General features: G+C 37.2%; 11 protein-coding genes and 2 tRNA genes. 4 read left to right on the forward strand and 9 right to left on the reverse strand.

Annotation, left to right across the window (positions count from 1 at the left end; all coding sequences use genetic code 11):
• Positions 1–4: 4 nt before the first annotated feature.
• The 8 genes from BUC06_RS07405 to BUC06_RS07445 all read right to left on the reverse strand — a co-directional run bounded on the left by BUC06_RS07405 (position 5) and on the right by BUC06_RS07445 (position 6,958).
• Positions 5–73: transfer RNA gene (locus BUC06_RS07405), tRNA-Ser, on the reverse strand.
• A gap of 130 nt (positions 74–203) precedes the next feature.
• A complete protein-coding gene (locus BUC06_RS07415; protein WP_073331882.1) occupies positions 204–2,120 on the reverse strand; it encodes a hypothetical protein in 1,917 nt (638 codons plus the stop codon).
• Positions 2,107–2,532 (reverse strand): hypothetical protein, encoded by a 426-nt coding sequence (locus tag BUC06_RS23345; RefSeq protein ID WP_083564024.1) that lies wholly within the window; start codon positions 2,530–2,532, stop codon positions 2,107–2,109. The genes BUC06_RS07415 and BUC06_RS23345 overlap by 14 nt, the downstream gene beginning before the upstream one ends.
• Before the next feature lie 115 nt (positions 2,533–2,647).
• Positions 2,648–2,717: transfer RNA gene (locus tag BUC06_RS07425), tRNA-Val, on the reverse strand.
• A 5-nt stretch (positions 2,718–2,722) separates the two neighbouring features.
• Complete coding sequence (locus BUC06_RS07430) at positions 2,723–4,087, reverse strand: SDR family NAD(P)-dependent oxidoreductase (protein ID WP_073331885.1); 1,365 nt, start codon at positions 4,085–4,087, stop codon at positions 2,723–2,725.
• A gap of 69 nt (positions 4,088–4,156) precedes the next feature.
• Positions 4,157–4,807 (reverse strand): hypothetical protein, encoded by a 651-nt coding sequence (locus tag BUC06_RS07435; RefSeq protein WP_073331887.1) that lies wholly within the window; start codon positions 4,805–4,807, stop codon positions 4,157–4,159.
• A gap of 1 nt (position 4,808) precedes the next feature.
• The gene (locus tag BUC06_RS07440) at positions 4,809–5,522 is read right to left on the reverse strand and encodes a DUF434 domain-containing protein (RefSeq protein ID WP_073331890.1); all 714 of its coding nucleotides are present in this window, start codon (positions 5,520–5,522) and stop codon (positions 4,809–4,811) included.
• 356 nt (positions 5,523–5,878) lie between these two features.
• Positions 5,879–6,958, reverse strand: coding sequence for an MBL fold metallo-hydrolase (locus BUC06_RS07445; RefSeq protein WP_228423649.1), 1,080 nt, complete (start codon positions 6,956–6,958; stop codon positions 5,879–5,881).
• 280 nt (positions 6,959–7,238) lie between these two features.
• Here BUC06_RS07445 and BUC06_RS07450 point away from each other — a divergent pair, with 280 nt between their 5' ends.
• A complete protein-coding gene (locus BUC06_RS07450; protein ID WP_073331893.1) occupies positions 7,239–9,380 on the forward strand; it encodes an outer membrane beta-barrel family protein in 2,142 nt (713 codons plus the stop codon).
• Between the two features lie 168 nt (positions 9,381–9,548).
• Positions 9,549–9,695 (forward strand): bacteriocin-like protein, encoded by a 147-nt coding sequence (locus tag BUC06_RS24485; protein WP_449384817.1) that lies wholly within the window; start codon positions 9,549–9,551, stop codon positions 9,693–9,695.
• Between the two features lie 144 nt (positions 9,696–9,839).
• Here BUC06_RS24485 and BUC06_RS07455 read toward each other — a convergent pair whose 3' ends face one another.
• Entirely contained in the window at positions 9,840–10,229 is a 390-nt protein-coding gene (locus BUC06_RS07455) for a nuclear transport factor 2 family protein (protein WP_073331895.1), read from the reverse strand.
• Positions 10,230–10,656: 427 nt separating this feature from the next.
• Here BUC06_RS07455 and BUC06_RS23770 point away from each other — a divergent pair, with 427 nt between their 5' ends.
• Together BUC06_RS23770 and BUC06_RS07465 are read left to right on the forward strand one after the other, a co-directional pair.
• Complete coding sequence (locus BUC06_RS23770; RefSeq protein WP_073331899.1) at positions 10,657–12,252, forward strand: hypothetical protein; 1,596 nt, start codon at positions 10,657–10,659, stop codon at positions 12,250–12,252.
• Positions 12,249–12,662, forward strand: a complete 414-nt coding sequence (locus BUC06_RS07465) for a hypothetical protein (protein WP_073331902.1) — start codon at positions 12,249–12,251, stop codon at positions 12,660–12,662. The genes BUC06_RS23770 and BUC06_RS07465 overlap by 4 nt, the downstream gene beginning before the upstream one ends.
• The last annotated feature ends 102 nt before the right edge of the window (positions 12,663–12,764 follow it).

Consider the following 12,764-nt stretch of genomic DNA (forward strand, 5'->3'; position numbering starts at 1 on the left):
AAAGGGAGGCAAGCAGGATTCGAACCCGCGTATCACATTAGCAGTGTGCGTTTTTCCGTTAAACTATTGCCTCCGTTTATTTGAAAATTTAAGAGTTTACTATGTTTTCATTGTTTTAGTTTTAAAATAGAAACAGACAGGGCCCGAACCTGCAACCTTCCGGTGAAGGGAATGTTTTTCCAGTTAAACTACTGTTTCTTTAGTTATGCTTCCACTTCCAGCAGGCTGAAATATTCTGAAGCGGTGAGCGCTCTGGGAAAGCCGCGTGGCGTAATTTCCCTTTCCAGTTCACAGATCAGAAGATCGCCCTGTCTTTTCAGACACTTGATGTGTGGAATAATGTTTTCATGTATTCTGAACGTAGATGCGATGGCGGTGAGCGCATTTCCTTTATATTCCTGTTCTATCCAAAGCCAGTGTTCCTTTTCTGTGGAAGGGCACCAGCATTTTACGGCGTAGGAATACTGATCTGTTTCACGCCAAGTATAAATTCCTAATTTTTTATTTTCAATTTTATACACTTCATAACGGTTGATTCTTCGGATCTGAGTTTTATTTCCGTTTTGATCATATTCGTTGTAATTCAGCTCTGCTTCTTCTTCATTGATCTTTTCTGCTTCCAGACGCTTCATCAAATTTCCTACCCCTATATAATTAAAACAGAAGAGACGCAGATTTCTGTCTGTAGATTCGAAGAATTCTTCAAATTGTATGGTTTCCACCCCATTCCAGAGTTTTTCTATTTTTTCCAGAATTTTGGTAAAAAACGGCGTTTCAAACCTCGTCCACTGGCGTTCATATTCTCTCGTCATAAAGTTCTGAAAACTGCTGTGACGCAGCTTCAGGATAGAAACCAGTTTCCGGATGGTGTAATTCTGCTGATGAACTGCATAGTTGAAAGACGCTCCGGAAAGGATCAGTTTATCTTTGGAAATATACATTCTGTCATTGATCTTAAAAAAAATATTTTTAGCCAGATGTTCAAAATGATCGTCTTTCTGGTACAGATAAAAATTGATCTGTTTCACTGCCGGAAGTTGCGACCCGTTCTGTCTTTCATCACCGAAAAAATTAATATACTCAAGAGATTTAAAATTAACTTTGAATGCATTGATCAGCCTTCCGTTGATTCTCTTAAGATTTTCAAATTCCAAAGAAGTATGCATCTCCAGATCCCCGACTTCCTGAATTTTAGGGGCAATCGTCTGGTGGGTTTTATACGTTCCTTTTACTTTTTCCAAAGATATAAAATGACAGGTTTCGCCCTGATTCTGAATATTTCCGTTCACATTTCTCAATAATGGAAACCTTACGCCTGAATTACGGTTAACAGAAATGCTGCCTGAAATTTCCAGCAATGGAAAATCTGCATAACAACCCTGTTCCAATAGAATATTTCCCGTGATTTCTTGAAGCACCGGAAAAGAAGCTTTTGTCTTTTCAAATCTGAGGTATCCGACTATTTTTTTCAGTTCCGGAAAATCGTGTGTAAAATAATGCCCGGTTTTGTCACGGCATTCCATATTGATCTGTCCCTGAAGAAATTCAAGGTAGGGAAAAGATACATTTTTACCGTAAACATTAATCCTTCCACGGATTTCATAGTGTGGAATAATAATATCGTTCCCGAAAATATCGACATTGAAAACACCTTCTTTCGGAAGAAATTCCACTTCATACTGATGATTGATCGGGATAACAATTCTGGACTGCACAAGCTTTTTACCTCTTGCAATGACATTGGCTTTTTTAAGGGAAATATTTCCTCCTATCGTTGCCAGGTTTTTAAAATCAAAATCAATGATGCATTTGAAATGACCTTTTACTGTTTCCAACTCCCGGATTTGGGCAAAACAATGAAGGGTAAAATTTTCTTCTACCGTTTTAAGATGGGGAAGAGAGCAGTCTGCTGCATCTACAGACAAAGACCCTTTGACTGTTTTCAGGTTTGGAAAGTGACATCCTTCTCCACGCAGAAGCAGGGTTCCGTTCAGTTCTTCAATGTCCCATGTGATATTTTTGCCATATATTTCTACAGTTACATGGTCATCAAAAGCCTTCTCCGGAAGGTCTTCCGCGGAGAATACTTTATATCTTGCGATGGGATCAGTCGTATGCATTTTCTGTCAGTTGGGTTATGGGATTGTATTCCTGCTGGATGTATTTTACAAAATAGTCACTTTCTATACGAAGGATTTTATGTTCACCGTGAAAAATAAAGCCATCGCCATAGATTCTGAAAGTTTCCGTACTACCGTCTTTTTCAATAATCTTATATCCGGGCGCTTTCAAGGTATGCTGGTTGCTTGTCTTTTCCAGACAGTATTCTTTATAGGTTTCAGTGTGTTCTTCCAAGTTGTTGATTTTTTCTCTTGCTTCTGAACTTTTTCTTAGGTATGGCTTAATGTCAGATGATTCGGGAATATTCCTGTTTTCTACAAAATGAAGGGTACTTTCCTGCGTGACAGGAACAACTGTTATTTTTTCAACAGGACCGTTTTCTCTAAAAAAATCAAATATCTTTTTCAACATGGCTTTTATTTTTTGATGATAAAAAACAGAAAGAAAATCGGATTCGAACCGATAATTCGCTTCTTAGAAGCTGGTTTTCTCCGGGTTAAACTATTTCTTTCCTTATTATTCTCTGTGAAACGGCAGGATTCGAACCTGCGCCTCTGACTTGTAGACTCAGCGCTCTTCCATTGAGCTAACGTTTCTCCTTTTACCAGGCATTTATTTTATAATTTTTCAGCAGTACTCCGCTGTAATAATGTCCTTTTATTCCCTCAACGACCGGATGTAAAATTCGCGCCGCTCCGTCTACAGAATCCAGCGGCGGAATATATCCCTGCTCAAACTGCTTCTTTCGAAGGCTTTCTTTGGCTCCTGTAGAAATCCATCCTACATCTACTGCACTCATGTAAATCTGATCGTTTTCAAATTCTTTTGCAGAGGTAAGCGTCATCATATTCAGAGCCGCCTTTGTCATATTCGTGTGCGGATGAAATACTGTTTTATTATCGTAGCTGAAAATACCTTCTGAAGAGGTCACATTGATGATAAATTTCTCCGGAAACGCTGAGTTTTTCATCAAAGGTTTCAGTTCTTTGATCAGAAAATAAGGTGCGATGTGATTGATCAGATTCACCCCAACCAGTTCATATAGGGAAACTTCTTCCAGTGTAGAATTCCAGCTTGTTTTTTCTCTGTTGTCGACAGGCTGTCCGAAACGGGTAAGCGCCACCGGAGTTTCGTCGTTCTGTGCATATTCAAGTTTTGCGATTTCGCTTGAAATCTCTGTCTGGTTCGGAAAAAGATTTGGAATATTTTTGAATTCAACTAACTTTTCCTTTTCACATTTGATGATCGGAAGATAATATTCATCAGGATATTTTATGGTTTGTGCTGCATTGTTGATCAGAAGATCCAACGTATCAAAACGGGTTTTATAAAAATCTATAAAATTCTGGATTGCTTTCAGATTTCTCAGATCCAAACCATACACCCAGAGTTTTTCTTTCCAGTCTTCGTAATCTGCTTCCTGCTGCATCATTTCCAGCGCCAGTGCCGGAAAACGGGTTGTCAAAACCAAATTGGCTCCGTTTCTCAACAATTTCAATGCGGTGGCCCATCCTACTTTCACTCTTCCTCCTGTCAGGATAACATTTCGTCCTTTTAGATCTGCCGTTTCAAAACGTCTTTCATAGTTTTCTGCGGCACATTTCGGGCAAAGTCTTGTGTAAAAAGAATGGGCATACTGATAGCTCTGGTTACAGCAGTAGCAGTTTTTCGGGATCTGAAGCGGAGTGAGTTTCGTCTCCTCTTTTTCATCATCATAGAAAGCTGAAGCTCCTGCCAATGCCTTTTTCATCAGGACAGCATCAGAACTAACAGAGAGATCATGAGATTTCATTCTGGAATAATTTTCCTGGCGGATCTGTTTTTTAGCATTCTTATGAATTTTCGTGATCAGTCCTGAAAATGTCTGATTGTCAGGATTGAGGAACGGATCATCTTTCAAGGCATTCAGAACCTTGAGACATATTTCCCATTCGTTTTGCGAAAATTTTTGATCTGAAAAATTCATAGCTTCAGTTTATATCTGCAAAATTATCTGCGCAGTACGCAATCTTTTTACGCACTGAAGATTTATCCGTTATTCGTTGATAAATTTTTCAAGAAAACCGATGAGCTTTTTACCGCCGTGGCTCCACCGGATTCCGTGACCTTCTTTTTCCCTGACTTCAAAAACAAGCTCATGTTTATAATGATAGAAAACATTCCACCAGGTTCTGTTGTCCAGAATATAGCTGATTTTCTCCATCACTTTTTCCTGTTTCTGCAGATTATTTCCTTTGATTTCGCCCCAGAACTGATCGTCCATTCTTCCGATATGTTTCTCCCAGGCTCTTTGTGCCATGGTAATTTCACTGTTAAAACTTTTCATGCAGGCTTCAAGCAATATCTGGTTTAAAGGCGGAACAGCATTTTCATCCCTGATGCTGGCAGAAGTAAGTCGTTGTCCCAGAATAGTAAGCCAGTGTTCAAAAGGAATTTTTTCTAAATGTAATGCTTTAACCTCATCGGAATTATTGCTTTGAAATATATTGATAAACAGTTCAAAGCTTTCTTTTCTGTCTGTTTTAATTTCTTCATTAAAATACGGGAGCTCTGATTCAAGAATGTTTTCCTGAAATTTGCAGATATTGCTTTCCATAGTCGCCAGATGTTCATCAGCAAGAACAGCCTTGTATTTTTCTGTCCAGGAATCTGAAATTAATGGGATATAAGGTGTAAACACATTCATTTTAAACCATTTTGATGAGATTAACCTCCAGTTTTTCCTCTGTAATCAAATGGGCAATGAGATTGAACCATTGTTGACAGTGATCCAGAATCCATGCATCTGAGGATACTGCTATTTCCGCGTTTTCTGCTATCCATTTATCCGGATTGAACTCCAGAACACCTTCCCAATTGAAGTTATTTTCCTGTGCAAAATCAAGGACAATCTCTTTAATACGTCCACTATTAGACACCGGTTTATCAAAAATCCAGACCAGTTTCTGCAGTTCTGCTTTTTGGAAAAATGAACCAACCAATTCAATCGCTTTTTGTGTTTGGCTGACTCTTTTATAGGTTCCATGAACACCTGAAAGATCGCGAAAACATCCGTCTGCTCCTTCAAAAATATAAGCACCGGAGAGTAAGCTTTCCATTAAAATCAATATGTTGAAACCATCCAGATAAAGGATTTTATCTTTCAAATCCGAGACTTTAAGTTGTTTATATTTTCTGTTGACTATCTGCTGTTCCGATGCAGAAGCACCACGTAATGCCTGAATCTGTCGTGTTTTCAGTTTGTATCGATTTCCCACGAGTTCGGAGGAAGCTTTCTCTGCATAATCTCTGCTTAGTAAATACATCATGTCCTGAACACCCATTTTCAACTTATCGATCTGTTTTTGCAAACCGAAAAGTCCATCATCTCCTGTATTTTTTCCGCGGTTTCTGTTATTCATACTCAAAAATAGTTTTTTAAGCGGATATAATTACAGGAATCTGTTTCTGAACGTCTGTTATCTGTTATTTATCAACATCTTAAACGTTGAGTTATACATTTTACAACAAAAGAGACATTTCATACAACGTTTTGATTTTCATAAGGAATATGTGTTTGCAGTGAATAAAAAATATAGATTATGAATACATTGAAAAAATTATGTTCCCTCCTTACGGCAATTTTTGTGTTTTCTGCTTTTGGTCATGTTCTAATGATGATAAAATGATGACGGAGCAGATCATAAGGAACCCTAGATATTTTTAACAGGCTTATGATATCAATTAAAATAACTGCAGTATGATTTAAAATGTTTCATTACATTAATTCTTTCCACCATTTTTTCCATGTTATTGCTCCCAATTCATTGAGGTTAACTTTTTCTCCGATGATAGGATGGGTAACCGGGATACTGTTTTCTTCTGCATATTTTGAAACAAGTTCCAAAGGTTCAAACCATGGATGTTGGGCCAACTTGAATTTTGAGTTGTGAACCGGAATGAAGTTTTTGGCTTTCAGTTCCTGTACTTCCTGAATAATCTGCTCGGGCAGACTGTGGATATAAGGCCATTTTTCATTGTATTGTCCGCATTCCATCACTGCAAGGTCAAATGGTCCGTACTTTTCTCCTATCTCTGTAAAGTGGTTTCCGTAGCCACTGTCACCGCCCAGAAAAAGTTTTTTAGATGGAGTTTTCAAAACAAATGAAGTCCACAGTGAGATATTTCTGTTCAATAGTCTTCCTGAGAAATGTCTTGCGGGAGTGAGGGTGACTGTAAAACCGTCAGCCAGATCGATACTTTCCCACCAGTTTTTTTCAATTACTTTTTCCGTTTCCCATCCCCAGTACTCAAAATGCTGTCCTGTTCCCAGTCCGCAGATGACTTTACCTACTTTATCTTTCAGGGTCTGAACGGTTGAATAATCCAGGTGATCCCAATGGTCGTGAGAAATTAACAGGTAATCAATGTCGGGCATATCTTCCGGCTTATAATGGTCTGATCCCTGAAATGCTTTTACAGATCCAGGCATAGGAGAAGCGTTTCCGCTGAAAACCGGATCTACCAGAAATTTTTTGCCATCAATTTGTAGGAAATAGGAACTGTGACCAAACCACACGAGGACATCGTCTTCGGGTTTCAGATTCTTCAGGTCTGTAGTGACAAATGGAATCGGGGATTTCGGGGTTACGTTTTCTATTTTGCATAAAGTCTGTAGAAGTAATTTCGTCATGCTTTCCCCTTCCAGCAATGCCGGCGTAGGAAGGATATTCTGAAATTTTCCGTTCGTATAATTGGGCAGCGTGCTGAAATAGGTTTTTCTTTTTTCATTGGGAAACTGTCCCATTTGTTTCTTTAAATTCATTCCGTTGTTGTTTTTGTTCTGAAACTTTGCCATTAAGGATTAAATCAGAAAAATAAATATAAGGATTAGATTCTTTACTTAAACAGATCAACGAATAAAGGGGATTCTTTACTTTATTTTCCCTGATAAATACAGATTTACCCACAGGATTTGCTTTAACGATATGAACAATCTACAATCCTAATTCTTCTTTACATTTAAAGTACAAAGATGTTAATTCACCCCTTTCTTTGTTAACTTTTTATTTATTTTTCCAATTTTGATGTAACAAACCTCCTACAATAAGTGTCTTATTGGTGAAATATCACTTTAGATGAAAATAATTATATGTTCGGCTGCTTTATTAGTGGGCACTATGGTCTTTGCACAGGTAAAAAATGACACCATCAAGCAAAAGGAAAATCAGATTGAAGGTGTTATGTTAACGGCAAGAAAACCTACTGTAGAATCTAAAGCAGACAGAACGGTGTTTAATGTATCGAACAGCTCTATCCTTGCAGGAAATACCACCTGGGATGTATTAAGGATGACGCCTTTGGTCAGCATTGATAATAATGATGCAGTAAAAGCAGAAGGTGAATCGGTGACGGTTTATATCAACGACAGAAAATCTGTGTTTACGGGTAAGGAATTAAAGGAATATCTGAAAACCATTCCGGCGGATAACCTGATGAAAATTGAAGTGATCACAAGTCCGTCCTCGCGCTATGAAACAGCAGGATCAGTCATTAATATTGTACTGAAAAAAAGGGATGATGAGGGGATGAAAGGAAGCGTAACTTTTAATAACAGGCAAAATGCCAAAAACTCTCAGTACACGAACCTTAACCTGAATTACCATAAGAAAAATTTCACGCAGACCCTGATCGGCAGTTACAGTGACAATAGCTATTTCCAGAGAAACACCAGCCTTAATATGCTGTATAAGGATAATGACACTACCCAGAGCAGCAACGAAACTTTGGGACGAAGCAAAAGCCCATCCCTTTCTTCTACTTCAGAATATGAGTTGAATGACAAAAACAATATAGGCGTTATTCTGGAATATTACCAAAGTAAAAGTTCTTCCACTTCTGATGCAGATTTTCTGAGAACCAGGGATAATGCTCAACCCGAATCTTATCATCAGGATCAGGATGTAACGGGGCGTTACCGAACGCTGGGAACGAATGTTTTTTATAAATACTATGATAAGGAGAAAAACAGGATTCTGGATATCAACCTAGGTTCCAATTATAATTCTCAGGAAAATCTCAATGAATTTTTAAAAACATACAACGATATTTCAAAAGTAAGTCAGCTGGGAATTAATTCTCATGAGCAGACGAGAAACTATTACATCAAAGTAGATTATACCCAGCCTCTGGGAAAAGGCGGAAGCTTTGAAGTGGGTGGAAAAATGGATTTCAATAACAATGTGATCCCAAATACTCTTTCAGGAAATAACGCAGATCATCTCCGTACGAATGATGTTTTTCATTATGAGGATAATATCAATTCCCTGTATGCAAACTACAGCAAAACGTTTTTCGAGAAACTTGAAACAAGAGTCGGAGTACGTTACGAATATATCGACTATAAAATGAGGGAAGATGTATCCGGGACAAGCAGAAAGGATTCCTACAGTACGTTACTTCCCAATTTATTATTGAAATATTCTTTTTCCGATAAATATGACCTGACCCTAACGTACAACCGTAATCTCTGGCGTCCGTGGTATTCGGAGTTCAATCCTTTTCTTGTTCCTACGAATGACGGAACATTCTCCCGTGGAAACATGGACCTGGAACCGAACCCGAGTCACAGGGTTTATATGAAACTGGGAATTCTTAAAAAGTATTTCCTTTCCGCTAGGTATATGTATACGGACAAGGATTACTGGACCTCTTTAGCTGAGGAAGATGGCAGACTGGTAACCCTTCCGGCTAATTTCAACGGAAAAGTTCAGAAATATTATCTTTTTGCGAATACCAATCAGACTTTCCTGAAAAACAAGCTGAATGTGAATGTCGGAATTGGATGGTACTATATTGACAATCATGATTTTAATGAGATCAACAATTTGAAAGGTCAAAAATACATCAATTATCTGGGGGCTTCAGCTAATTTATCCTACACAAATCTGTTTAATAAAAACATCAACCTGAGTGTCTGGGCAGAGCTTTCTAACCAGAATAGCGGAAATTCATACGCCAATAAAACGAATATTTTCCATAATATTTCTGCGACCAAAATATTCCCTAAAACACAGATGGAAGTGAGCCTTCAGCTGATGAATATTTTCAGCAGACCTAATTTTGACTCCACAAGTTACAGCCAGGAAGGAACCTCTAGAACCGCAACAAGATCCGACTGGTATGGATTTTCACTTTCTTTCGTGAAGCGTTTTGGAAACCAGAAGGTAAAAGGGAATACGAAGACCGATGTTGAGAAAAACAGTGGCGGCGGGAAATAAAATAACGATTTAACTTTGGTCAATCCTGAAAAAACAGTTCAGGAGACGACGGATCTGAAGACTGGGGAAAAATTAGTAAATGACAGATATCAATCGAAGACTTTAATAAAAATATGCATCATATTTAAATTATTCATACATTAGTGATTAATTACAAACTAAAATATTATGAAAAATTTAAAGAAAGTTTCAAGAGACCATTTAAAAACAATCAAAGGCGGCCTCTCCTATTGTAATGAACAACGGTATTGCAATATAAAATTTTGCTGTGCTGACGGAGTCTGCCGACCTATAGATTCCGCTTACTGTCAATAAGCAGAAAATAATCTGACGTATTGATTTAAAATTCAAGCTTCTGAGCAATCAGAGGCTTTTTCGTTACAAAGCCTTTAAAATCCTTATCTGCTTGATTTTCATTGTATGCGTTTTCATCTGGGTGCCTTTATTTTTCAAGTAGCTTTACTTCATTGAATCATTGACGGTCTGGCTGTCTACAAACTGTTCAAAACTAACAATCTTGCCATCTTTTAATTTCCAGATGTGTGCTACTCTCGCTTCAAGCTGTTTCCCGGTCATTTTATGTATACCTGTGTAAGTTCCGTAGGCTACGACTTTATCGTCACCAGATACATAATCTTCCGGAGTAAATTTATAATCGATCCACTCACTTCCCAATCGGCTGAATACATGTTTCACCACACTTTCCAAACCAATATATGTTCCTGCATAAGGAAAACCCTTTGCCTCCGTCCATGAAATATGATCATCTGCATATTGGGCTAGATTGGCACCGTTTTCTTCTGAAGTTTTCCCTTCGTAAGTACTTTTTACAATTTCAAGATTTGTCATTTTTTGTTCTTTTAAGCAATACTATACAAAAATATGACCAGTGTATTGGTGTTTACAACAACATCTTATCTCGTATGGTATTTGCTTTAGTTTCCTTCTTATCAAGTAAGTTTGGCAACCTTATTTTACAGGTTTCATTCTATCAGCTCAAACAATCTCTTTCAATTTTGTTGATAAAATTCACTAAAGATACTGGTTAGATATTATGTAATACGACAGGTTCTGTCGCTACTGCATGATACTTTTGTGTGACAAAGAAATAGGAACAACTTTAAACAAATTATTATGAAAACATCTAACCGCTCCGGGTAAAAGTTACCTGTAAAATCAAAGCCCATAGGATAAATTTCTTGAGCTTTATTTAACATCACCTCAGCGTGATACTCAAAATTTAATTATATTTAACGCCTAAAAAAACAAGCAAACGATGAGAAAAAAAATATTATTCAGGTATTCCCTGATAGTGTTTATATTGGCATTATTCAATTCCTGCCGAACAGAAGATGAACTGAATACCCAAAAGAGAGAAACAGGGAACATACGGTACGGAATATCTAAACAAGTTTTCTTAGAATCGAAATTTAGTACAATCCTCAATTCAGGAAAAATAAATAATGCTAAAGGATCAACGAGCGGTCTTTCTGCAGAAGAACTTTCAGAAAGACTTGATCTGGAAAAAGCCCACATTTCTTCATTTGAAGGTAAAGAAATACTTCATGTCCCGGTAAGAGTTTTTGGAACCTATAAAAGATCTTTACTATCTATAAGCCGAAATCAGACCTCACAGGCTTATCTCCTTACTTATCCTGATCCTTCCAATTACAAACTTTTCTACATTACTAATCTTAAAAATGAGCTTTTAAAAGAAGTTAAAATAGGCGATGATGGTAAAGAAATTGTACTGGGAAGTCTAAATAAATCATCTGTTACGGCAAAGGGCGGAGATGCATGTACAGAGACTATTTATGTTAGCTGCAGCTCAGGCCAGCATAGTTATGCGTCAGGAAATGCAGGCCAGTGTGAATTCTGGCATAATCTTTCAGCAGGAACCCCACCTACACTCTTTACGGTTAATACTTCCTGTGGAGAAACACCTTCTCCCGGCGGTGGAGGTGGTGGAGATCCAATTACAAATCCGGGAGGTCCCAGGGGTGGGGGAACTTCTCCTGTAGGGGGTGGTGGAACCCCTAAACATAACTTTACTCCATCAGATTGTGTACAGGGTATTGACTGTTCAAACTGTAATCTTCCAGGAGATACAAATAATGATTGTGTCCTTAGCTATGATGAAGTGCAGGCTCTATATAACCCTTGTGTAAAAGCCAGTCAGGCTAATGCGAAGGCTAAAATTATTCTTGAACAAACTAAAATTAAAAATAAAACTACCGAAGCCACCGCAACTTTGTCAACAGATACGGTAGAAAAAGGATTCAACTTTGGAACCGACGCTGCCGGAGCCTATACGGCAGGAAATGTAAAAACAGGGACTAATAATTCGAATATTCAGTTACCTCCTACTGATCCTGATTTTACAGTGACAGGGAGTGTACATACCCATAATTCGATCGGTTTTGATTCTTTCTCCCCAGCAGATCTGTATGCATTTCATACTGCAAATAGTGTGAATGCAAATTTCAGCACTATATTTGTATTTGGTGCAACCGGGGCAGTGTATAATCTGTCAATTACTGACGCTCTAAAGTTTCAGGAGTTTCTGAATAGCTATCCTAAAACAGAATACCTTAATACTCAAAATGGAGATTGGAAAAACGACACATCAATAAGAAATGATGTGAAGAAAATAATAGACAATTTAATGGGGCAAGGAAAAGAGCCTAATGAAGCTTACGCTTTAGCCCACGCTTTTATCCTAAATAAATATAATATAGGACTGGCTATAGCAAAGAAACAGCCTGATGGAAATTTTAAAACCTTATTTGTAGAAGAAAAGAAAAATCCTCTTGATCCTGATAAAACAACTTATGAACAAACTAATAACTGTAATTTAAAAAAGAGTTTATGAAAAAAATATTCAAAATAATTTCCCTGTTTATTTTAATGCTGTTGAGTAACAAGATAAATGCTCAGATAGATACCCTGAATTATCTAAAACAATTTGAGGCTAATAAAGCACAGTATATAGGACAGCCTTTTTCTAAATTATTACAAGATATGACCCAAATACAGCCTAAAACAGTATGGGGAATTCCTGTTTTTAATAATATAACTATTATTAATGAATCCCGATTTAAATTTTGTAAAAAAGAACATAGTTTTAATAACGCAGTTATTTTAGAAATTATATGGCATAATGAAATTCCATTTTCTGAAATAAAATATTACCAAAATAAAAATCAATTTTATTTTACAGATGAAGAACGCTTATTTTACGGAAGTAAAATAGTAAAAGACATTAAGGTTTATCGCTGGTGATAAAGATGATTAAAGACACATTATATTTTGTAACTCCTGCAAAATAGTAGGAGTTTTTTTTATTTCATATCTAAATTTGATAAATATAATTACTATCAATAC

The organism is Chryseobacterium carnipullorum (assembly GCF_900142785.1).
GTDB lineage: Bacteria > Bacteroidota > Bacteroidia > Flavobacteriales > Weeksellaceae > Chryseobacterium > Chryseobacterium carnipullorum.